17 protein-coding genes and 1 tRNA gene are annotated in these 21,006 nt (G+C 68.4%); 8 read left to right on the forward strand and 10 right to left on the reverse strand.

What is annotated here, in order from left to right:
• Positions 1-132, forward strand: a 132-nt coding sequence (locus ABVF28_RS09860; protein ID WP_371030420.1) for an integrase core domain-containing protein, incomplete at its 5' end; no start/stop codon positions are given.
• Here the strand turns inward: ABVF28_RS09860 and ABVF28_RS09865 are convergent.
• Positions 129-1,445 (reverse strand): S1C family serine protease, encoded by a 1,317-nt coding sequence (locus ABVF28_RS09865; protein ID WP_371030339.1) that lies wholly within the window; start codon positions 1,443-1,445, stop codon positions 129-131. The genes ABVF28_RS09860 and ABVF28_RS09865 overlap by 4 nt on opposite strands.
• A 140-nt stretch (positions 1,446-1,585) precedes the next feature.
• On the opposite strand from ABVF28_RS09865, the gene ABVF28_RS09870 reads away from it, so the two are divergent.
• A complete protein-coding gene (locus tag ABVF28_RS09870) occupies positions 1,586-2,791 on the forward strand; it encodes an aminotransferase class I/II-fold pyridoxal phosphate-dependent enzyme (RefSeq protein ID WP_371030340.1) in 1,206 nt (401 codons plus the stop codon).
• A gap of 4 nt (positions 2,792-2,795) precedes the next feature.
• Here the strand turns inward: ABVF28_RS09870 and ABVF28_RS09875 are convergent, their stop codons facing one another.
• Positions 2,796-3,665: a carbon-nitrogen hydrolase family protein gene (locus ABVF28_RS09875; protein ID WP_371030341.1), complete on the reverse strand. Its 870-nt coding sequence runs from the start codon at positions 3,663-3,665 to the stop codon at positions 2,796-2,798.
• Positions 3,666-3,812: 147 nt separating this feature from the next.
• Here ABVF28_RS09875 and ABVF28_RS09880 point away from each other — a divergent pair, with 147 nt between their 5' ends.
• A complete protein-coding gene (locus tag ABVF28_RS09880) occupies positions 3,813-4,196 on the forward strand; it encodes a hypothetical protein (protein ID WP_104312267.1) in 384 nt (127 codons plus the stop codon).
• Between the two features lie 193 nt (positions 4,197-4,389).
• On the opposite strand, the gene ABVF28_RS09885 is transcribed toward ABVF28_RS09880, so the two are convergent.
• Entirely contained in the window at positions 4,390-5,679 is a 1,290-nt protein-coding gene (locus ABVF28_RS09885; RefSeq protein WP_104312268.1) for an ATP-binding protein, read from the reverse strand.
• Positions 5,676-6,743, reverse strand: a complete 1,068-nt coding sequence (hisC, locus tag ABVF28_RS09890; RefSeq protein WP_211890226.1) for a histidinol-phosphate transaminase — start codon at positions 6,741-6,743, stop codon at positions 5,676-5,678. Before hisC ends, ABVF28_RS09885 begins: the two co-directional genes overlap by 4 nt.
• 69 nt (positions 6,744-6,812) lie before the next feature.
• Here hisC and ABVF28_RS09895 point away from each other — a divergent pair, with 69 nt between their 5' ends.
• The gene (locus ABVF28_RS09895) at positions 6,813-7,553 is read left to right on the forward strand and encodes an SOS response-associated peptidase (RefSeq protein ID WP_104312270.1); all 741 of its coding nucleotides are present in this window, start codon (positions 6,813-6,815) and stop codon (positions 7,551-7,553) included.
• Positions 7,554-7,614: 61 nt separating this feature from the next.
• On the opposite strand, the gene ABVF28_RS09900 is transcribed toward ABVF28_RS09895, so the two are convergent.
• Entirely contained in the window at positions 7,615-8,301 is a 687-nt protein-coding gene (locus ABVF28_RS09900; protein WP_371030342.1) for a FadR/GntR family transcriptional regulator, read from the reverse strand.
• 96 nt (positions 8,302-8,397) lie between these two features.
• Positions 8,398-9,546 (reverse strand): mandelate racemase/muconate lactonizing enzyme family protein, encoded by a 1,149-nt coding sequence (locus tag ABVF28_RS09905; protein ID WP_371030343.1) that lies wholly within the window; start codon positions 9,544-9,546, stop codon positions 8,398-8,400.
• Positions 9,547-9,722: 176 nt separating this feature from the next.
• Here ABVF28_RS09905 and ABVF28_RS09910 point away from each other — a divergent pair, with 176 nt between their 5' ends.
• Complete coding sequence (locus ABVF28_RS09910) at positions 9,723-10,007, forward strand: hypothetical protein (protein ID WP_104312273.1); 285 nt, start codon at positions 9,723-9,725, stop codon at positions 10,005-10,007.
• 7 nt (positions 10,008-10,014) lie between these two features.
• On the forward strand, positions 10,015-13,401 hold the full coding sequence (gene dnaE, locus ABVF28_RS09915) for a DNA polymerase III subunit alpha (protein WP_371030344.1): 3,387 nt from the start codon (positions 10,015-10,017) through the stop codon (positions 13,399-13,401).
• Here dnaE and ABVF28_RS09920 read toward each other — a convergent pair.
• Positions 13,320-13,949, reverse strand: coding sequence for a GNAT family N-acetyltransferase (locus ABVF28_RS09920; protein ID WP_371030345.1), 630 nt, complete (start codon positions 13,947-13,949; stop codon positions 13,320-13,322). The genes dnaE and ABVF28_RS09920 overlap by 82 nt on opposite strands.
• 111 nt (positions 13,950-14,060) lie before the next feature.
• Here ABVF28_RS09920 and ABVF28_RS09925 point away from each other — a divergent pair, with 111 nt between their 5' ends.
• Positions 14,061-14,840, forward strand: a complete 780-nt coding sequence (locus ABVF28_RS09925) for a response regulator transcription factor (RefSeq protein ID WP_104253611.1) — start codon at positions 14,061-14,063, stop codon at positions 14,838-14,840.
• Complete coding sequence (locus ABVF28_RS09930) at positions 14,837-16,366, forward strand: sensor histidine kinase (RefSeq protein ID WP_371030346.1); 1,530 nt, start codon at positions 14,837-14,839, stop codon at positions 16,364-16,366. The genes ABVF28_RS09925 and ABVF28_RS09930 overlap by 4 nt, the downstream gene beginning before the upstream one ends.
• On the opposite strand, the gene ABVF28_RS09935 is transcribed toward ABVF28_RS09930, so the two are convergent.
• The 3 genes from ABVF28_RS09935 to ABVF28_RS09945 form a co-directional block, all read right to left on the reverse strand.
• Positions 16,363-17,253 carry a DUF817 domain-containing protein gene (locus ABVF28_RS09935; RefSeq protein ID WP_371030347.1) on the reverse strand — a complete coding sequence of 297 codons (891 nt, stop codon included), beginning with the start codon at positions 17,251-17,253 and terminating at the stop codon, positions 16,363-16,365. The two genes, ABVF28_RS09930 and ABVF28_RS09935, sit on opposite strands and share 4 nt — an antisense overlap.
• Positions 17,254-17,504: 251 nt before the next feature.
• A tRNA-Met gene (locus tag ABVF28_RS09940) sits at positions 17,505-17,581 on the reverse strand.
• Positions 17,582-17,984: 403 nt separating this feature from the next.
• The gene (locus ABVF28_RS09945) at positions 17,985-20,918 is read right to left on the reverse strand and encodes a UPF0182 family protein (RefSeq protein ID WP_371030348.1); all 2,934 of its coding nucleotides are present in this window, start codon (positions 20,916-20,918) and stop codon (positions 17,985-17,987) included.
• Between the last annotated feature and the right edge of the window lie 88 nt (positions 20,919-21,006).

Below are 21,006 nucleotides of genomic sequence, written 5' to 3' on the forward strand. Positions count from 1 at the left end.
ACCAGCGACGATGCCAGGGCCGCGACCTACGACACCTGGCTCCATCACTACAATCACCACAGACCCCACACCGGAATCGGCGGCCAACGCCCCTCAGACCGCGTTCACAACCTCACGGGGCAAGACACCTAGGCCGCAGCGTCGAGCGAGACCTCGACCTCGATGACCTCGCCCTGGCGGACCACCGTCAGGGTCGCATCCTCACCCGCCTCGTATACGCGCACGTGCGCGATCAGGTCGTTGGCGTTCGACACCGGGATCGTGCCGATGTACGTGACGATGTCTCCCCGACGCAGACCGGCGAGGGAGGCGGCACCGTTCTCGACGACGCTGTCCACGTAGGCGCCCACGATGCTCTGACCGCTCGTCGCGACCGTTGCCGCGTTGCGGACTGTCGCGCCCAGCGCACCATGCGATGGCGTCTGGCCATCTGCGAGCTGCGCCGCGATCTGGACCGCATAGTTCGCCGGCAGAGCGAACCCCAGGCCGATGCTGCCGCTGGAGGCCGCCTGCCCCTGGCCTCCGGGCTTCGTGCCGGCGATCGCGACGTTGATGCCGATCACCTCGCCCTTCGCGTTGAGCATCGCGCCACCCGAGTTTCCCGGATTGATGGCGGCATCAGTCTGGATGACAGGCAACTGGACGATGCTCTTGCCCGGATCGGTCGTCGAGCTGAGCGGAGAGTCGGTCGCGGCGTTCTCGTCGACCGTCGGCGGGACCGCCGCCGACGCGATCTCGATGCTGCGGTTGACCGCCGATACGACACCCGTCGTCGCCGTGCCATTGAGGCCAAGCGGCGCGCCGAGCACGATCGTCGACTGCCCGACGGTCAGCTGGTCCGAGTCCGCGAACCTCGCCGGCTGAAGGCCGCTCGCACCGTCCAACCGCAGCACGGCCACGTCGGCGAGCACGTCGAGCCCGACGCGGCTCGTGTTGAAGACCCGACCGTCGCTCGTGGTCGCCGTGATCTGCGCGTCCGAGACCGTGCCGTCGAGCGTCACGACGTGCGCGTTGGTGATGACGAGCCCATCACCCGAGTACACGACCGCGGAACCCGTCTCGGTTCGAGTCGGGGTGGACACGGTGAGCGTGACGACGCTCGGCGCAGCGAACGCGATCGCGGAACTCGCCTCGCCAGGCAACGGGGCCGCCGGTTCGCTCGGGGACCCCAGGGGCTGCGTGAGCCGCTGCGCGTCCTGATTCGGCTGGCCGATGACGTTCGCCGTGATGAGCGCACCGCTCAGACCACCGACAACCGCGGCGACGACCGCGACACCCGCGATGAGGAGCAGCCCCGTTCGACGCGTGACCACCGGTGCGTCGTCATGGATGGAATGCAGGTGAGCCCCCGCACGGTGACGCCCATGTTCATCCTGCTGCGCAGCCTTCGTCGGCGCCTGCGCGCTGTTCGCGTCGGCGCCGGCAGCGGATGGGGTGTCGAGCATGTGAATCCTGACGTTCGCTCAATGCGTCGGGGCGCATTCGTGGCGTCAGTCTAGGGAGCGGACGGAGTGAACGCTCTGGTTTCCGCGGCACGTCGCAGTTCGAGATTCGATCGTGACTCAGGCGATGACAGACTGGATGCATGCGCAGAGACGGACCGTGGCTTCGAGCAGCCCAAGGTGCTGGCCTCCTCTCCCCGAGCGGCGAGCTGCAGGGCACCGTGTTCGGCGAGATGAGCGAGCTGGCGCGGACCACCGGGTCCGTGAATCTCGGCCAGGGGTTCCCCGACTACTCCGGCCCGCAGGAGCTGCTGGACGAGGCGATCGACGCGATCTCCCGGGGCGAGAACCAGTATCCGCCGCCCAGGGGCACCGCCGACCTGCGCGCCGCCATCGCCGAGCATCAGCTCCGCTTCCGGGGGGTCTCGCTCGACCCTGACCGCGAGGTGCTGGTCACCGTGGGCGCCACGGAAGCGCTGGCGGCCACAGTGCTCGGCCTCGTCGAGCCTGGCGAGGACATCGTCGTCCTCGAACCCCACTACGACGCGTACGGTGCCCTCGCGCACCTCGCCGACGCCCGCCTGGTGACCGTGCCCGTTCGGTGGCCGGAGTTCCAGCCGGACCACGACGAGCTCAGGCGAGCCGTCACCGACCGCACCAGACTGATCATCGTCAACACCCCGCACAACCCCACGGGCGCGGTCCTCCGCAGCGAGACGCTGCAGCTCATCGTCGAGCTCGCGGCACGCCACGACGCGATCATCGTCACCGACGAGGTGTACGAGCACCTCGTCTTCGATGGCCAGCACGTCGCAATCGCGAGCTTGCCCGGTGCCGCCTCGCGAACGCTCAGCATCGGTTCGGCGGGCAAGACCTTCAGCGTGACCGGATGGAAAGTCGGCTGGGTCACGGGGCCCGCTGTCCTGATCGACGCGGTCCTCGCCGTCAAGCAGTACCTGAGCTACGTCGGCAGTGGCCCCTTCCAACCCGCCGTCGCCGCAGGCCTGCGCCTGCCGGCGGCGCGCTTCGACCAGGAACGCGACCGCCTTCGCCACAAGCGCGATCTGCTGGTCTCCGCGCTTCGCAGTCGTGGTCTCGAGACGGCGACCCCGGCCGCCGGATACTTCGCGATCGCCGACGCCGCCAGCATCGGCTACGCCGACGCCACCGAGCTCTGCCGCCGCCTGCCCCGGGAGATCGGAGTGGTCGGCATCCCGGTCGCTGCCCTCTGCACCCCGGAACGGCAGGGAGACTACCGCTCGCTGGTGCGCTTCGCGTTCTGCAAGAGCGACCAGATCCTCGAAGAGGGCATGCGCCGCCTCGACCGGCTCGGCGAACTCAGCCGGTAGAAGCTCAGTCGATCGGCAGCACTCGGTATCGCCGCAGCTCGAGCGCCGGGTTCTGCTCGCGAACCGCATCGATCATGTCGAGCGAGACCCAACCGATGGAGACGCCCGGGTCGACACCCGCACCGGCGAGGGTCGCTCCGCGCGGATCGACGACGGCACTGTGCCCCACGCCGATCGGCGCGGGGTGGTCGGCCGCCGCGAAGTACACGGTGTTCTCGATCGCCCGCGCAGCGAGCAGCGTCTTCCAGTGGTGCTCCTTCAGCGGGCCACGCACCCATTCGGCGGGGATGACGATGAGCTGCACGCCCGCATCCACGAGCGTCCTCGACACCTCGGGGAACCGCAGGTCGTAACAGGTCTGCAGGCCCACCCGCACGCCGCCGACGACAAACGTCTGCGGCACCGAGATCTCACCAGGGACAACCCAGTCGCTCTCCTTCGCGCCGAACGCGTCGTACAGGTGCACCTTGCGGTACTGGGCGACGACCTCGCCGCTCGAATCGACCGCGACGAGCGTGTTGGCGAACCGGCCCGGATCCTCGGACTCGGCCACGAGGCCGGCCACGATGGCAACGCCATGCTCCACGGCGAGCGATCGCATGAGCGAGACGAACGGCCCGTCCAGGCTCTGCGCCTGGCGCACGAGCTCTTCCCCGAGGTCCGGGAGGAAGAAGCTCGCGTACTCGGGCACGACGACGAGCTGCGCGCCCCGACCGGCCGCCGTGGCGACGTGCTCACGCAGCAGCCGCTCGTTCTCGACAAGGTCCGCACCTGGCGCGTACTGCGCGACCGCGACACCGAGGATCGGACGCTTCTGCCCACCGTCAGGGGATCCGAGGGGTGCTTGGAGGGGGGTGCGAGCGTCGGAAGGCATGACGCGAGCCTACGGTGAGGTGCGCTCGGTCGGGAAGTCTTCACCAACGCGTCACCCGCGACGCACCGACCCCAGCTTGTCTGCGCGCACCGTCACGAGTACCTTCATTCTGCGAGCGGTGTGCTCGCAGTCACGAGGAGTCGCCCCATGCCTACCTACGCCGTGCTCTTGAAATACGAGGTCGTCTCGGCGCTCGTCATCGAAGCCGAATCCGAAGACGAAGCCGCGAAGATCGCCAACGAGTACGAATCCGAGGCTCACGACGCCGTCGAGGACACCGACGACGTCCGCGTCTCCTCGCGCCTGTGGGGCGACGGCACCCTCGAGGTGCAGACCGCCGCAGACGACGAAGCCGCTGAAGACCTGCTCGACGAGTGGATCGACGAGATCGAGAGCGAACTCGAAGACGCCGACGACGAAGACGACGACCTCGACGACGTCGAGGCCGAGCTCGACCCGGAGGGTGACGACGAGGTCGACGACTTCGACATCACCTCGGACGACGAGGACTCCGCAGCGAAGAAGGCCTAGCCTCAGCTGCACGATCGAGGGGCCGGATGCATCGCATCCGGCCCCTCGTCTGTCCCCGCCAGAGGCCGCTGGCTTCCCGGCCGACGCACCTCTGACCAGCATCAGTGCGATATTCGGCCGATCGACCCGGAAGCGCGGCGTTCGCCGCAATATCGCACTGAAGTTGGACAGCGAGCCTCGCAGCGATCCTGCGCTACACGCGAGCGATCGCCTGGATGTCCTCCTCGAACTCGCGCTCGACGTCGGAGGAGACCGTGGTGCGCGTGGACGCGACGGAGGCGAGGAAGTCGTCCGTGGTCGGCCCGAGGGGCACGACGTCCCCCGAGTTCCGGGCCGCGACGGCGCGCTCGAGGGCGACCTGCGAGGCGCGGCGAGCGGCGAACTCGATGTCAGCCGGCGAGTACCCGCTGGTCTGCTCGACCAGCGCCGGCACGTCGACCGAGTCGCTGACCGATTCGGGCACGTATCGCTCCCAGATCGCCCGGCGGGCTGCGGCGTCCGGTAATCCGATGGGGATGACGTAGTCGAAGCGCCCGTGGCGCAGGAAGGCCTGGTCGAGGGCTCGGATGAAGTTCGTCGCGCAGATGAGAAGACGCCCCGGCTTCTCACGGAACGCCGGGATGATCTTGAGGAGCTCGTTCGTGACGCCCTGCGTGGGCGACGGCGGCTCTCCCCCTCGGTGCGAGGCGATCTCCTCGACCTCGTCGATGAACACGACGGCGTGCTCGAGCGACTCGACCTGCTCGAACGTCTCGCGCAGCTCGCCGGCGAGGCCCCTGGGCGACGCCGAGAGTCGGGACGGGAAGACCTCGACGAACGGCCACCCGAGGCGGGAGGCGATGCCCTTGGCGAACGTCGTCTTGCCCGTGCCGGGAGGGCCGAAGAGCACGATCGCGCGTGGTGGCACGACGCCGTACTCCTCCGCGAGATCTGGGTCGCTGAGCGGCAGCACGAGGCGCCGCTCCAGCACGTCCTTCTCGTGCTGCATGCCGCCGATCGCGTCCCAGCGGTCGGGTGGCAGGATGCGACCGCCGAGCTCGCGCAGCGCGACCATCTCCTGCTGCTTGACCCGGATCTCCCGCTCGAAGTAGCGCAGGTGCCGCTTGTCGGCGAAACCGGCCTTCGTGAGCGCGCCGACCTGGGTCTGCTCGTCCGGCACGAGGATCGTGAGCTTCTGGAGGCCGTGCTGGGCCATCCGCTGCTCGAGGGAGGCGAGCAGCGCGCCGCCGATGCCGCGCCTGCGCCACTCGTCGTCAGTCGCGAAGAACACGATCCAGCCCTGGTCGTGGGCTGCCCGCGCCACGGCCACGCCGACGATCTTCTCCCCCGCGACCGCGACGACGGCGGTGTCCTTCCGGGTCGACGCGATGACCTCGCTCAGCCCGTACACCGGTTCGCTGCCCGAGCTGCGGTGCTGCTCCCAGAGCCGCAGCAGCGCATCCATGTCGGTCGGCTGGAAGTCGCGGATGCGCCAGGTGCTCATCCCCGTGCCCCCGCATGCACTCCCGCGAGCGCGGTGAGCGCGCGACTGTTGGCGTCTGTTGAGCCGATGGTGATGCGGATGCCTTCGCCGGGGAATGCCCTGGCGAGGACGCCGGCTTCGGTGAGGGCGGCGTCGATGCGTGCGGTGTCGTCGCCGAGCCTGAGCCAGACGAAGTTCGCCTGGGAGTCTCCGATGTTCCACCCCTGGGCTCGGAGCTCGGAGGTGACGCGGGCGCGTTCGGCGACGATGTCGTCGATGCGGTTGGCGAGCTCGGCTTCGGCGTCGAGCGACGCGGCGGCGGCGGTCTGGGCGAGGGCGGAGACGGCGAAGGGGACGGCGACCTTGCGGAGGTTGGCTGCGACGTCCGCTTGGGCGACGGCGTAGCCGATGCGGAGTCCAGCGAGGCCGTAGGCCTTGGAGAAGGTGTGGAGCACGGCGACGTTTGGGTACTCGCGGTAGAGGTCGATGCCGATGGCGGTCTCGGCGTCCCTGTTGAAGTGCTCGTAGGCCTCGTCGATCACGACGAGCACGTCGCTCGGGACGCGGTCGAGGAAGGCCCGCACCTCGGCGTGGGTGAGGCTCGCCCCCGTCGGGTTGTTGGGGTTGCAGACGAAGATGATGGCGGTGCGCTCGGTGATGGCCGCTGCCATGGCGTCGAGGTCGTGGCGTTCGTCGTGCGTGAGCGGCACCTGCACGGGCGTCGCGCCTGCCCCGATCGCGATGATCGGGTAGGCCTCGAAGCTGCGCCAGGCGAACATCACCTCGTCGCCCTCTCCTGCGCTGGCCTGCACGAGCTGCGTCGCCACTTCGACGGAGCCGGCTCCGAAGACGATGTTCTCCGGCTCGACGCCCTGCAGCTCCGCGATGCGTGCGGTCAGCTCGGGGGCGGCCATCGAGGGGTAGAGGTGGATGCGCTCGAGCTCGGCGGCGACCGCGTCGCGAACCGAGGCGAGGGGCGGGAAGGGGTTCTCGTTGGAGGAGAGCTTCACGACGTCGCTGGTGCTGGGCATGGCGCCCTGCTTGTACGCGGGGATGCGCTCGAGGGCGCTGCGCTGCTTGACCATGCTCTGAGCGTACAGAGAATCCGAAGCTTGGAGAGCGCGTCGTGGGTCCCCGCGTCGTAGCGTTGAGTCATGTGCGGTCGTTACGTCACCCCAGCAGTTGAGCACGTCGAGGCGCTCTTCGACATCGAGGCGCTCGGCGCTGATTTGCCGGAGCCGTCGTACAACACTCCTCCGACGGATCCGGTGCCGGTTGTCGTCGAGCCGGAGCCGAAGGGCGGCGGGGATGCGGTGCGGCGCGTCGAGCGCGCCAGGTGGGGGCTGCTGCCTCCGTTCGCGAAGGATCCGAGCTTCTCGTCGAAGGCGTTCAACGCGCGTATCGAGACGGTGCTGGAGAAGCCGACGTTCCGCGGCCCGGTGAAGCAGCGGCGGGCGATCGTGCCAGCGGTCGGCTACTACGAGTGGCGCAAGACGGCGGATGGCACGAAGGCGGGTTCGAAGACGCCGTTCTTCATCCACCCGGGGCGGAGCGATGACCTGATCGCGTTTGCTGGCCTGTACTCGTGGTGGGCTGACCCGACGAAGCCCGGCGACGACCCGTCCCGCTGGGTGCTCTCCACGACGATTCTGACGCGAGGGTCCACGGGCGAGCTGGCGAGCATCCACGACCGCATGCCTCTCATGCTGCCGCGGGCGCTATGGGATCAGTGGCTGGACCAGTCGGTGGTCGGCACGCAGGGGTTGCTCGACGAGGCGAGCCTGGCGGGCGTGGAGCTGGCCTCGACACTCGTGATGCACGAGGTCGGCCCGGAGGTGGGTCGGGTCGCGAGCTCAGGGCCGCAGCTCATGGCCCCGGTGTCGTCCCAGGGCTAGTCGGACCCGCGGCTCCACAGGCCTGCGGGCCGGTGCGCTTGCGACGGAAGCGCCGTGCGGGTCACGCCCTCGACTCGCGCGCCGCTCGTCGGGCCGTCGATGCCGAGAGGTGCGTGCGCACCGCGGCCGCGGCGGCGACGGGGTCCTTGAGGCGGATCGCGTCGGCGATGGCCCGATGCTCGGCCAGCACGGCGGCCGAGTCCGCGGCGTTGCGCTCTCTGTCGGAGATGCGCGCGGGCGGCAGGATGATGGCGCGTGCGCCCATGCGGTCGAGGGCCGTGAGAAAGTAGCGGTTGCCGGATGCTGCGGCGATCGCGCGGTGGAAGGCGAAGTCCGCATCCACCGTCTCGCTGGGCAGGGTGGCCTTCGCGAGGGAGTCGAGGGCTGCGTCGATCTCGGCGATCTCCTGGGGCGACGGGGAGCGCGCCGCGAGCGCGGCGGCCTCGACCTCGACGGCGATCCGGAACGCGTGCAGCTCCGCGCGCTCAGCCTCGGTGTGCGCCCCGAGCCAGTCGTCACCCGCCGTGGGCGCGGGAGGGGTGAGCGCGTAGCTTCCGGAGCCGACGCGCGTGCGAACGAGGCCGCGCGACTGCAGGCGGTGCAGCGCCTCACGCACGACCGTCCTGCTCGCCCCGAACTCCTCGACGAGGCCGCCCTCGCTCGACAGGCGGTCACCGGGGGCGATGACTCCTTCGACGATGCGGTCGGCGAGGACCCTGGCGATCTCCTCGGCGCGCGTCATGCTCATGGAGACATCGTGCCATCCCTGAGGCGGGCCAAGAGCTAGCCCGCCGTGCCGGGCTCAGCCACTCGCTGGCTTCACGCTGGACGCCCCACCCCGCGCTCAGATCGAGAGCGTCACGCTGTCGGTCGTCCAGGTCCGCGCCTGCTCGCTGAACGTGAACCCGAGCCCCGGACGGTCGGGCACGATCATCCGTCCGTCTCGCGTCTCGAGTCGCTCCTCGAAGAGCGGGTCGAGCCAGTCGAAGTGCTCGACCCACGGCTCGCGCGGGTAGCAGGCGGCCAGGTGCAGGTGGATCTCCATCGCGAAGTGCGGGGCGAGGTCGAGGCCCGCCTCGTCGGCGAGGGTCATGAGCCGGAGGAAGTTCGTGATCCCGCCGATGCGCGGCGCGTCCGGCTGGATGATGTCGCACGCGCGGGTGGTGATGAGCTGACGGTGCTCGGCCACCGAGGCGAGCATCTCGCCCGTCGCGATCGGGGTGTCGAGCGCACGCGCGAGATCCGCATGCCCCTCCGCGTCGTAGGCGTCGAGCGGCTCCTCGATCCACGTGAGGTCGAGGTCTTCGAGGCGGCGGCCCATGCGCAGGGCCGTCGCCCGGTCCCACTGCTGATTCGCATCCACCATGAGCGGAACGCTCGCCCCGATGTGCTCGCGCACCGCGCGGACGCGGCGCAGGTCCTCGGCCGTATCCGGGAGGCCGACCTTGATCTTGATGCCGCCGATGCCTTCTGCGAGTGACTGCGTCGCGCGCTCGCGCACCTCGTCGAGCGATGCGTGGAGGAACCCGCCTGACGTGTTGTAGGTGCGCACCGAGTCGCGGTGCGCACCGAGCAGCTTCGAGAGCGGCAGGCCGGCGCGCTTGGCCTTCAGGTCGTAGAGCGCGATGTCCAACGCCGCGAGCGCCTGGGTGGCGACGCCCGAGCGCCCGACGGAGGCGCCGGCCCAGAGCAGCTTGGTGTACAGCTTCTGGATGTCGTTCGGGTCTTCGCCGAGGGCGACTTCGGCGACCTCCCGCGCATGAGCGTACTGGGCGGCGCCGCCTGCACGCTTCGAGTAGCTGAACCCGTGGCCGGAGAGGCCCTGCTCGGTGCGGATCTCGGCGATGAGGAAGACGACCTCGGTCATGGGCTTCTGCCTACCCGTGAAGACCTTCGCGTCGGAGATGGGGGTGGCGAGCGGGAGGCGGAGCGTCGAGAGCCGTATTGAGCGGATGGAGTCTGCCGAGCGGAGCGAGTCTGGGGTGTGAGTCATATGCCTTCGTCCTTGAGGGTGACGTTCTGCAGAAAAGCTATAAGACAGATTTAAAACCTGTCTAGCTGCAGCACACCCTCACCCTCTGACTGAGACTTGCGGTTGCCACTGTCGGTGGTGCGATTTACGCTTGATCCACATTCGAATACAGATTCGAATCAGCGAAGGAGGGAACCATGCCAACCGTCATCGACGACACCATCGACGTCGCCGTCAGCCCAGACGGGCAGCCGGTCTCCTTCGTGTGGCAGCGCTTCCTCTACACCGTCACGGGCCAGCCCCAGGCCTACTTCCGCAGGCTCCCGCCGTGGTGGCACGGAGGCTCATCCCCGGAGCGCATCGACCAGGAGCTGTGGCGCGTCACCGCGGTCCGCGACAGCGCGCACGGGCAGCACGACGGACACCTCTACGACCTCTGCCGCGCCTCCGGCGGCTGGCTCCTGGCGCTGAGCTGGGAGTGAGGACACGATGAGCTTCCCCCACCTGCACGTCTCGTCCGGCTTCAGCGCGCACTATGCGGTCTCCCCTCCCGAGGGGCTCGCGCAGGCCGCCGTCGAGCGGGGCCTCGACACGATCGCCCTCACCGACCGCGACGGCATCTCCGGCGCGGTCAAGCACCTCCTCGCCTGCAGAGACGCGAAGCTGCGGGCCGTGCTCGGCAGCGAGCTCGCCGTGCACGACGAACGGGGCGAGCCCCTCGGGCGGGTTGTCGTGCTCGCGACGGGTGGAGACGGCGGCTCCGGCTATGCGGCACTGTGCCGGGCCGTGTCCGCAGCGCACGAGACCACCGCGAGCGCCCCAACGGGCGTGCATGAGCCGAGCATCCCCCTCGCCCGCCTGGCCCAGCTCGCCGAGGACGAAGAGGGGGCCACCCGCCTGACGGTGATGCTCGGCCCGAGCAGCGATGTCGGCACGGCGGCTTCCGTGGCGCAGCTGGGGCTGGCGCGGGAGCGACTTCGAGCGTGGGTGCACGCACTCCCCCACTCCTCGCTGGTCGTGGAGGTCGTGTGCCACCTCGCCGAGCCAGGCACTCCCGGTTCAGTCACGGCTGCGACGCGGATGCTCGGTCTCGCCACGGAGTCCAAGCTGCGGGCGGTGCTCACGAACGCGGTCCGCTACGCCTCCCCCGAGGAAGCGGCGACGGTCGACATCGCAGACGCCGTCCGTGCTCGGCGGGCGCTCGACGAGATCGAGCTCGCCCCCACCGCGCAGGCGTGGCTCAAGCCTGCGAGCCTCATGCGGCAGGTCGCGCGCATGGTCGCGGATGCGGGCGGGCACGACGCCTCCGCCGCCGACGACCTCATCGCGCAGACGAGAGCGCTCGCCGAAGCCTGCATCATCGACCTCGAACGGGATGCGGGGATCGGCACCCCGCGCATGCCGGAGGTCACGCGCTTCGGCATCGACGGCGACCCGTTCGAGGTGCTCCGGGCCAAGGCCGAAGCCGCGATCCCCGCCCGCTACCCCGGTGCATCCAGTGCCCACGAGCGCGAGCTGCACGACCGCCTCGCCCATGAGCTGAAGACCGTGCGGAAGCTGGGCTTCGCCCCCTACTTCCTCACCGTCTCGCACGTCGTCGAACTCATCAAGGAGATGGGGGTCCGCGTACAGGCCAGGGGGTCAGGGGTCGGCTCGCTCCTCAACTACCTCCTGTACACGAGCCACGTCGAACCCGTCTCCCTCGGACTCATCTGGGAGCGCTTCCTCTCCGACGAGCGACGCACGCTGCCGGACATCGACCTCGACGTGGAGAGCGCCGAACGCCACCGCGTGTACCACCGCATCTTCGACGAGTTCGGTGGCGAGCGGGTGACACTCATGTCGATGGTGAACACCTACGGATCGAGAGGCGCCGTACGCGACGCCGGACTCGCGCTCGGGCTCGCCGACGGGGAAGTCGACCGCATCGCCAAGGAGCTGTGGCGCTTCTCCGCGAAGCGCTTCCGACAGGCCCTCGCCGAGAAGCCGGAGCTTCGGGAGTTCGCCGAAGAGGTGCGCCGCTCGCGCCAGCTCGACGTGCTCGTCGAGGCGACAGAGCGACTCGACTCCCTGCCGAGGCACATCTCCGTGCACCCCTGCGGCGTCATCCTCTCCGACATCTCCCTGCTCGACCGCACACCAGTGCAGATGTCCGGCATCGGCCTGCCCATGAGCCAGTTCGACAAGCACGACATGGACCCGATGGGCCTCATCAAGCTCGACATCCTCGGCGTGCGCATGCAGAGCGCCATGGCCCACGCCGTGAAGGAGCTGAAGCGCACCCGAGGCGAGGAGCTCGACCTCGACGCGCTGCCCCTCGACGACGAAGCGACCTACGAGACCATCCGCTCGACGAAGACCCTCGGCATCTTCCAGGTCGAGAGCCCAGGCCAGATGGAACTCGTCGGGAAGCTGCAGCCCGAGGTGTTCAACGACCTCGTCATCGACATCTCCCTGTTCCGCCCCGGCCCCATGCAGAACAACATGCCCCTCAACTTCCTCAGGGCACGCCACGGGGAGGTCATGCCCGACTACATCCACCCGAGACTCAAGCCCATCCTGCTCGAGACTAAGGGCGTCGTCATCTTCCACGAGCAGGTGATGCGCATTTTCGACGAACTCACCGGGTGCGGCCTTGAACTGGCCGACGTCTACCGACGCTGGCTCGCGAAGCCAGACCTCGTCCCGCGCATCGAGCAGCTGGTGAGCGGCAAAGCCGCCGAGCGCGGGTTCCCGCCCGAGATCATCGAACGGTCCTGGAAGGTGCTCGCCGGCTTCGGCAGCTTCGGCTTCGCGAAGGCCCACGGCGCCGCGTTCGCCCTGCCCACCTTCCAGAGCGCGTGGCTCAAGACCCACCGCGCCGCGCATTTCTGGGCGGGCCTCCTCACCCACGACCCCGGCATGTGGGGCAAGGACCTGATCATCGCCGAGGCAAGGCACCTCGGCATCCCGCTGCTGCCGATCGACGTGCAGCGGTCCGGCCTCGAGTACACGGTCGAGCCGCTCCCTGACGGGCGTGACGGGGTGCGCATGTCGCTCGCGGATGTGCGCGGCATGTCATCGGCGGAACGCGACAGGGTCGCCGAGCACCAGCCGTTCGACTCGCTCGCCGACTTCCGGGCACGAGTGCGGCCCCGTCGCAGCACGTTGGACTCCCTGGCCAGGGTCGGAGCGCTCGACGCCTTCATCGACTACGAGCCGCGCAGGCGGCACGAGCTGCTCGCGTTCATCCGCTCGCTCACCAGCAGCCCGACACGCGTGCCGGAGCATCAGCAGGCGTTCGCGTTCGCGCTGCCCGTCCCCCAGCTACGGGGAGTGAGCGCCATGGACCTGCACGGCAAGACGCAGACCGATCTCGAATTGCAGGAGCTCGGCCTCGGCGTGAGCCGTCACCAGATGGAGCGCTTCTTCCCGCTGTTCCGACAGCTCGGCGTCGTGCCGGCGAGCACGCTCATCGACCTGCCCGGCGGCACTGAGGTGCTCATCGCCGGGGTTCGCCGTGCGACGAACACGCCACCGATGCGCGGGGGCCGCCGCACGGTGTTCGTCTCCCTCGACGACAGCACCGGCCTCTCGCAGACCGTGTTCTTCCACGACGCACAGGAGCGGGCTGGCAATCGCGTGTTCCGCACGCACTACATGCTCGTTCGAGGCACGACACGCAGATCAGGGGCCAGGGGAATCTCCGTCACCGGCGACATGGCGTGGGACCTCCTGGAGGTCGCGCAGCTCATGGCGACGTCGCAATCCGCGAGCACAAGCGGCGCCCAGCGGATGCGCGGCAGCGACTCCGCTCAGACCAGATCGAGCGCCGTGGTCCTCGAATCGTCGGAGCGGGAGACCTCCGTGAGGCCGAGACGCCTCGCGAGCGCGTAGGACGCCTCGTTCTCGAGGTCCATGACCGCGATCACCCGCTTCACCCCGACATAGTCGCGAAGGTACTCGACGAGCGCATCCGCAGCTTCGGTGGCGAAGCCCTGCCCGGCGAATCCCGGATGCATGATCCACCCGAGCTCAGCCGACCGATGCTCAGGCTCGACCTCCCGCAGGTGCACGGACACGTCGCCGACGAGCTGACCGTCATGCTCGACCGCGAGGGCCATGAAGTCCCCCGACTGCCACAGCCGCGTCTGCGTGGTGCGACGGCTCAGATGCTCCGTCGCCTCCGCGAGATCGCGCCGCTTCCAATGCAGGTAGCGCACCACGTCGCCGTTCGACACGATCTCGTGCCACGCCCCCGCGTCGCGGACGGTGTGGGGACGGAGCACAAGGCGCTCCGTGAACAGCTGGGGTGCGTCGAAGGGACGCTCAGTGCGGGGGCCGCGCAGGAACCGGGGACGGTGGAAGAGCCCACCCTGCAGGTCCTTCTTGACCCCCGGCGTACGGCTCCCGAGGTCGGGCTGCTGAATTCGCTGGAGTGTCATGCGTCGCAGATTACGAACTCCCTCCATGCCCTCGGTAAGAGAAGATTTGAGCTTCCTATGAGGACGGGCCCACATACCACCCGCGGGGCCCGCTCGTGACACGATGATCCAATGCCCGATTCTGCTTCCGCTGACCCGATCATCGAGCCCGGGCGCCGTCGGGCGGTCCTCGCCCAGCTCCCCCGTCTCCACCGCCCGGACGGCACCCCCATCCGCGTGCTGCTTGTCGACGACGAAGAGACGCTCACGAACCTCGTCAGCCTGGCCCTCTCCTACGAGGGTTGGCAGGTCGACGTGGCCAGCAACGGTCGCGACGCGCTCGCGAAGTTCACGGCGGAACGGCCCGACGTCGTCGTCCTCGACATCATGCTTCCCGACATCGACGGCCTCAGCATTCTCAGGAACCTCCGAGGTCAGGGACACGCCACGCCCGTGCTCTTCCTCACCGCGAAAGACTCGATCGACGACCGCATCATCGGGCTCACCGCGGGCGGCGACGACTACATGACCAAGCCCTTCAGCCTGGAGGAGCTCGTCGCCAGGCTCCGCGGACTCATCCAACGAGCGGGCGAAGCCGTCGCGGATGACGCTTCGCAGCTCCGGGTCGGCGACCTCTTCCTCGACGAGAGCAGCTACGAGGTGCGTCGCGGCAGCGACCCGATCGCCCTCACGACAACCGAGTTCGAGCTGCTGCGCTACTTCATGCGCAATCCCAAGCGCGTCCTGAGTCGCGCCCAGATCCTCGACCGCGTCTGGAACTACGACTTCGCCGGCAAGGCCAGCATCGTCGACCTCTACGTCTCCTACCTGCGCAAGAAGATCGACGCCGGGCGCACCCCGATGATCCACACCGTCCGCGGCGTCGGCTACGTGATCAGGCCAGCCGAATGAGACCGTGGACGCTCCGGGCGCGCATCATCGTCGGCGTCACCCTCGTGGTCGCGTTCGTCATGAGCGTCATCGGCATCATGAACGTCGTCACCCTCAACTCGGCGATCACGAGCGTCGTGAACACACAGCTCGCCGCCTCCATGTCGGTGCTCGAGAACTCCGTCGACAAGTACCGCGACGACATCCCCGGCACCCACCCGCACCCGCCGAAGAACGGTGAGACAAGCCCCCCGAAGGTCAAGCCGCTCATCAACTTCGTCGGACACGCGCCAGGCACCATCATTGCCCTCGCGCACAACGGCGAGATCATCGACTCGGCGTCCTTCAGCGAGACCTCCGCGGTCGAGTGCGACCAGACGATCAAGAACGAGCTCGCCGCCCTCGCGCAGTCCGACGACTTCGCAGTCCAGCACTCCCTGCTCGAGACCATCAAGCTCGACGACGTCGCCGGCGACTTCCGCGTCATGATCCACGAATGGGAGGGCGATCCCAGCTACGCCCTCATCTCCGCGGTGTCGCTCGACACCGCCCGAGAGGCGACCCTCAACCAGACCGTGCTCACGCTCGTGCTCTCCTCGCTGGGCATCGGCCTCATCGTGCTCCTCGTCGCCCTGGTCATGCGCGTCGCGATGCGTCCCCTCTCCCGGGTCGTCAACGCCGCCGAGAACGTGGCGCAGATGCCCCTCGCATCGGGCGAGGTGGGACTCCGCCAGGCCGTGAAGCTCAACGACATCGACCCCCGAACCGAGGTCGGCAAGGTCAGCGAGGCGCTCGACAAGCTCCTCGCGCACGTCGACGAGGCCTTCGCGGTTCGCTCCGCAGCCGACCAGCGGATGCGCCGCTTCGTCACCGACGCCAGCCACGAGCTGCGCACCCCCCTGGCAGCGATCCAGGGCTACGCGGAACTCACCAGGCAGGACTCCGCATCCCTGCCGGACATCACCGAGCGCTCCCTGGCCCGCATCGAGTCCGAGGCGACCCGCATGAGCTCGCTGGTCAACGACCTCCTGCTGCTCGCCCGCCTCGACGAAGGCCAGGACCTCCAGTTCGACACCGTGGACCTGTCCGAGCTCGTCATCAATGCCGTCAGCGACGCGCAGGCCAGCGACGCCGACCGCCACTGGAGCGCCACCGTCCCCCCGAGCGAGGTCTCCGTGCTCGGCGACTGGGAGCGCCTGCACCAGATCGTCGTGAACCTCCTCTCGAACGCCAGCCAGCACACCCCGCAAGGCACCCACGTCAACGTGTCCGTCCGCTACGAACTCGCCACCGCGTCTGCGACCGGGCGCGAAGCCGTCCTGGTGGTTCGCGACGACGGCCCCGGCATCCCCGCCGCCCTGCGTCAGGACCTCTTCTCGCGGTTCGCACGCGGCGACTCGGCCAGGACACGGGCCTCAGGCAGCACCGGGCTCGGGCTCGCGATCGTGAAGTCCATCGTCGAGGCCCACGGCGGACAGATCGCCGTCGAGTCAGATGACGGCGCGGCCTTCATCGTGCGCATCCCCGCCGCCAAGGCCTGGGACTAGCGAGCCGCGCTCGCCTCCCGCCCCGATCCCGCCACGTCGGCGAGCGGAGGTTTCGGCGGGTACGCGAGCGTCACCATGACCACCGAGATGATCATGAGCAGGAACCACGAGAGTAGCTTCGTGATCGACACGAGCTCCCAGCCGTGCTCCTGGTTCGGGTACACCCACGCCCCCGCGAGCGTGCCGATGTTCTCCGCGAACCAGATGAAGAGCGCGACGAGCAGGAACGCGACGAGCAGCGGCATGCGAAGCGTCCTGCGGAACACGCGGAAGTGCATCCACGTGCGACCCCACAGCACCGCCACGAAGAGCAGCAGCACGTAGCGGAAGTCGTAGGCGTAGTGGTGCGTGAAGAAGTTCACGTAGATCAAGACGGCGGCGATGACGGTCAGCCAGATGCGCGGGTACCTCGAGAAGCGCAGGTCGAAGAGGCGATAGACGCGGCACAGGTACGAGCCCACGGCGGCGTACATGAACCCCGTGTAGAGCGGCACGGGGCCGATGTGCAGCGCTCCCCCTGACGCGTAGCTCCACGAGCCGACGCTCGTCTTGAAGAGCTCCATACCGGTGCCGACGATGTGGAAGGCGAGGATCACGAGCAGCTCGCGCCCCGTCTCGAGCCGTGCGGCGATCATGACGACCTGGATGACGACGGCGCCGATGACGAGCGCATCGTTCCGAGCGAGCGGGGCGTCGTCCGGATACCAGAGCCTCGCCGCGAGGATCATGACGAGCATGAGCGCGCCGAAGATGCACGCCCACGCCTGCTTTAGGCCGAACACCAGGAACTCCACCAGGCCGGCCCTGAGGCCGTGTGACGGGGAGTTCTCGAGAAGCCGCCCGGCGACGTCGTCGATGCGCCGCTCGAGGCTCGTGAATCTGGCCACCTGGCACCGCCGCTTTCCTACCGCGCCAACGATCGGCGCACGTCGAATGGCCGAGACTAGCGGCTTCAGACCGCGAACCCGCTGAGGCGGGCCACGACACCCGCGCACTTCCAGGTCGGCAGTGGGCCCCGGAGACGGATGAGGGGCGGCCAAGGCAAGCGGGAACGCGAAAGGCCCGCTTCCTCGAGAGGAAACGGGCCTTGTGCCGCAGTTCATACTTGCTCTTTCGAGCAACCCAACTTGTGCGGCTTTGGTTGCGGGGGCAGGATTTGAACCTACGACCTCCGGGTTATGAGCCCGGCGAGCTACCGAACTGCTCCACCCCGCGGCACAAGAGAAAACATTACACGCGGTCCTGACGTCGTGCAACTCCGGGTGCTCGTTCCCCGGAAAACGCGGCGTGTCGGGGGTCCAGGGGCGACAACACCTCGGGCTAGAACGGGCCGAGCAACCGCTCTCAGGACGCGAATTCGCCGAAAACTACTTCGCTTGACCCGGCGCGCACCGCATCCCGGGCGCGTCGCGCCCCGTTGCAACCGCGTGCGCCCCAGAGATCTGGGTCTTGTGCAGCCGCCGACCGCACAGAAGGTGCACACGGCCCACCTCTGCTGGCGAATCGTGGGCCGGGGCAGGGCGTCGGGGCGCGCTGCGGGGAGGACACGCAGGCACAGACGCCGACGGGCGCCGTCCTCAGTGAGGACGACGCCCGTCGGCGTGTGGAGCTCGGCCGCCTACGTGGTGGGCGTCGGCTCCGGGGACTCGCCCGAGGTGCCCGAGATCTGACCATCAGCCTCACGGGCGCGGTTCAAGGCGTCCGTGAGTCGCTTGTCAGCCTCAGCTGCGGCAACGAGATCGTTGTTCGCGTACGCCGTCGTGCGGTCCTCAAGTGCCTGCTCAGCGTCGGCCAGGGCCGTCGAGAGCTGCTCCTGTGGAGTCCCCGTTCCCCCGCCAGCCGGCGGAGTCGTGGCAGTCGGAGCCGGCGTCCCAGCGGTGTCGTCCGGGATGGAGTCGACGGGCACATCGTCGTCGGAGACCTCGACGCCACCGTCACCCGCGTCCGCACCGGCGTCGCCACCGAAGAGCTCGTCGAGCGCCTCGTCGAGCGTCGGCTGGAACGCGATCTTGTCGCCGAACGCGACGAGCACGCGCCTGAGCAGCGGGTAGCTGGTCTCACCGGTGGACTCGACGTAGACCGGCTGCACGTACAGGAAGCCCTCGCCGACGGGCACGGTCAGCAGGTTGCCTCGCAGCACCTGCGTCTGGCCGCCTCGCTCGAGCAGGTTCAGCTGGTTGGCGACCGTCTCGTTCGAGTTGAAGATGTTCTGCACCTGACCCGGACCGTTGACGTTGTCGTTCTCGACCCGGAGGAGCGTGATGCGCCCGTAGGTGTCAGCGACCGTGCCGTCTGTGGAACCCGCGTTGGAGTTCGCCGCCAGGTACCCCCTCAGCACGTTCCTCGACTGCGCGTTCGCGTTCGTCAGCGGAATGTACGTGGAGTAGATCGAGAAGGCCGATTCCTGCCCGGGGAGCTGCATCGTCAGGTAGTACGGGGGCTGCGACGCTTCGCCACCAGTCGGGTTCTGCGGCAGCTGCCACGCGTTCGTCTGGTTGTAGAACGTGCTCGCGTCGGTCACGTGGTACCGCGCGAACATCTCGCGCTGCACCTTGAACATGTCCGTGGGGTAGCGGATGTGGCTGAGCAGGTCACCCGACATCTCCGACACGTTCTTCAGCGTCGACGGGAAGACCTTCTGCCACGTCTGCAGGATCGGGTCCGTCTCGTCGAAGGCGTAGAGCGTGACGCTGCCGTCGTACGCGTCGACGGTCGCCTTCACCGAGTTGCGCATGTAGTTGATGACCTCTGGAGGCAGCGAGGAGGCCGGCGTGTCCGCGTCCTCGAGCAGGTTCTGCAGGCCGGCGAGCTCCGAGTACGGGTACTTGTTGCTCGTGGTGTAGCCGTCGACGATCCACGTGAGGCGTCCGTCCACGACCGAGGGGTACGGGTCGGAGTCGATCGTCAGGTACGGGGCAGCCGCCTGCACTCGCTCGGCCGGGTCGCGGTCGTAGAGGATCTGCGACTCGTCGTTGACGTACTCCGAGAGAAGGATCTGCTCCGACTGGAACTTGATCGCGTAGACGAGACGGTTGAAGAGGTTGCCGAGATCGGGGCCGCCGTCTCCCGTGAACGTGTTGTACGTCTGGGTTGCGCCATCCGCGCCCGACACGTGGTCGAACTCAGCTGGCTCGGACCCCTCGGGGGCACCGACGATGGAGTACTCGGGCGAGGTCTCGCCGAAGTAGACGCGGGGCTCGAACTCGCCGAGCGCGCCCTCGCTTGGCATGCCACCCTCGATGAAGAGGGGCTGGCCGTCTGGGCCGCGCTGGTTGCCGAAGGCCGTGACGAGCCCGTAGCCGTGCGTGTAGACGATGGTGTTGTTGACCCATGACTGGGCGTCGGAGCCGAGGCCGGCGATGTTGATGTCTCGGACGGAGCCGACCGCATCCTGGACCTGGCCGTCGATCTCGTAGCGGTCGACGTCGAGCCTCTCCGGGAACTGGTAGTAGGCGCGCTCCTGCTCGAACTGCGCGAACGTCGGCGAGACGAGCGACGGGTCGAGGATGCGGATGTTCGCCGTGGTGTCGGCGTCGTCACGCAGCTGCCCCTGGCTGACCGTCGTCTCGGCCGCGTAGTTGACCTCTTCGATCTTGTCGAGGCCGTAGGCGGCGCGGGTCGCGTCGATGTTGTTCTGGATGTACGGGGTCTCGAGTGCCTGCTCGCTCGGTCCGACCTGGAACTGCTGCACGATCCACGGGTAGACCATGCCGACGACGAGTCCGACGATGACGAGCAGCGCGGTTCCGACGAGCGGAAGACGCCAGCGGCCGATGGCTGCCGCGATGAAGAAGAGCACAGCGACGACGATCGCGGCTCCGGCGAGGATGCCCTGGCCGGGGATCGTCGCGTTCGCCTCGGTGTAGAGCACACCGGTCCAGCGGCCGGAGAGCGTGTTCAGCGCCGCGTAGCGGTCGAGCCAGAAGCTCACTGCCTGGACGAGCATGTACAGGCCGGCGAGGATCGCGATGTGCGTTCGCGCGCTCTTCGAGATGACGACCTCGCGACCGGTCACGCGGATGCCGCCGTACAGGTACAGCGTCGCGGCCGTGAGGATGAGGGAGAGCAGCACGACGGCGCTCACGAAGGCGACCACACCGCGGTACAGGGGAAGCTGGAAGACGTAGAACGAGACGTCGAGGTTGAACACCGGGTCGGTCTCGCCGAACGGGGTCGAGTTCATCCACATGAGCACGGTCTGCCAGGACGCGATGAGCGCCACACCGGCGAAAAGGCCGAAGATGGCGGGCACGAACACCATTGCCCCGCGACGGATGGGCTCGATGACCTGCTGATAGCGGTCGAGCTGCTCGTTGAGCTTCGCGTAGACGGGACGCGCGCGGTAGGCGATCTGCAGGTTCACATACAGGGGCACCGCCATGGCGACGAGTCCGATCGCGAACATGATCGCGCCAGCTCCCCACTCGGTGAGGAGGATCTGGAGGAAGCCGAGCTGGTCGTACCAGAGCACGTCCGCGTATCGGCCGGCGAACCAGAAGAAGACGACGAGAAGCGCCACGACGATCAGCAGTGTGATCGTGAGCGGTCCCATCCGACGTCGGCTGGCGGGTTTCGGACTCTGGGGCTGTTGAGCTGCAGTGCTTGTCACGTCGTACCTGTCATTGCCTGGAAGGGCCGTT

This window comes from Pseudoclavibacter sp. JSM 162008 (genome assembly GCF_041366455.1).
GTDB lineage: Bacteria > Actinomycetota > Actinomycetes > Actinomycetales > Microbacteriaceae > Pseudoclavibacter.

Excerpts from the sequence above, each read along its gene's own strand:
- ABVF28_RS09865 (WP_371030339.1), bottom strand. The coding sequence starts at position 1,445 with ATGCTCGACACCCCATCCGCTGCCGGCGCCGACGCGAACAGCGCGCAG.
- ABVF28_RS09870 (WP_371030340.1), top strand. The coding sequence starts at position 1,586 with ATGCGCAGAGACGGACCGTGGCTTCGAGCAGCCCAAGGTGCTGGCCTC.
- ABVF28_RS09875 (WP_371030341.1), bottom strand. The coding sequence starts at position 3,665 with ATGCCTTCCGACGCTCGCACCCCCCTCCAAGCACCCCTCGGATCCCCT.
- ABVF28_RS09880 (WP_104312267.1), top strand. The coding sequence starts at position 3,813 with ATGCCTACCTACGCCGTGCTCTTGAAATACGAGGTCGTCTCGGCGCTC.
- ABVF28_RS09885 (WP_104312268.1), bottom strand. The coding sequence starts at position 5,679 with ATGAGCACCTGGCGCATCCGCGACTTCCAGCCGACCGACATGGATGCG.
- hisC (WP_211890226.1), bottom strand. The coding sequence starts at position 6,743 with ATGGTCAAGCAGCGCAGCGCCCTCGAGCGCATCCCCGCGTACAAGCAG.
- ABVF28_RS09895 (WP_104312270.1), top strand. The coding sequence starts at position 6,813 with ATGTGCGGTCGTTACGTCACCCCAGCAGTTGAGCACGTCGAGGCGCTC.
- ABVF28_RS09900 (WP_371030342.1), bottom strand. The coding sequence starts at position 8,301 with ATGAGCATGACGCGCGCCGAGGAGATCGCCAGGGTCCTCGCCGACCGC.
- ABVF28_RS09905 (WP_371030343.1), bottom strand. The coding sequence starts at position 9,546 with ATGACTCACACCCCAGACTCGCTCCGCTCGGCAGACTCCATCCGCTCA.
- ABVF28_RS09910 (WP_104312273.1), top strand. The coding sequence starts at position 9,723 with ATGCCAACCGTCATCGACGACACCATCGACGTCGCCGTCAGCCCAGAC.
- dnaE (WP_371030344.1), top strand. The coding sequence starts at position 10,015 with ATGAGCTTCCCCCACCTGCACGTCTCGTCCGGCTTCAGCGCGCACTAT.
- ABVF28_RS09920 (WP_371030345.1), bottom strand. The coding sequence starts at position 13,949 with ATGACACTCCAGCGAATTCAGCAGCCCGACCTCGGGAGCCGTACGCCG.
- ABVF28_RS09925 (WP_104253611.1), top strand. The coding sequence starts at position 14,061 with ATGCCCGATTCTGCTTCCGCTGACCCGATCATCGAGCCCGGGCGCCGT.
- ABVF28_RS09930 (WP_371030346.1), top strand. The coding sequence starts at position 14,837 with ATGAGACCGTGGACGCTCCGGGCGCGCATCATCGTCGGCGTCACCCTC.
- ABVF28_RS09945 (WP_371030348.1), bottom strand. The coding sequence starts at position 20,918 with ATGGGACCGCTCACGATCACACTGCTGATCGTCGTGGCGCTTCTCGTC.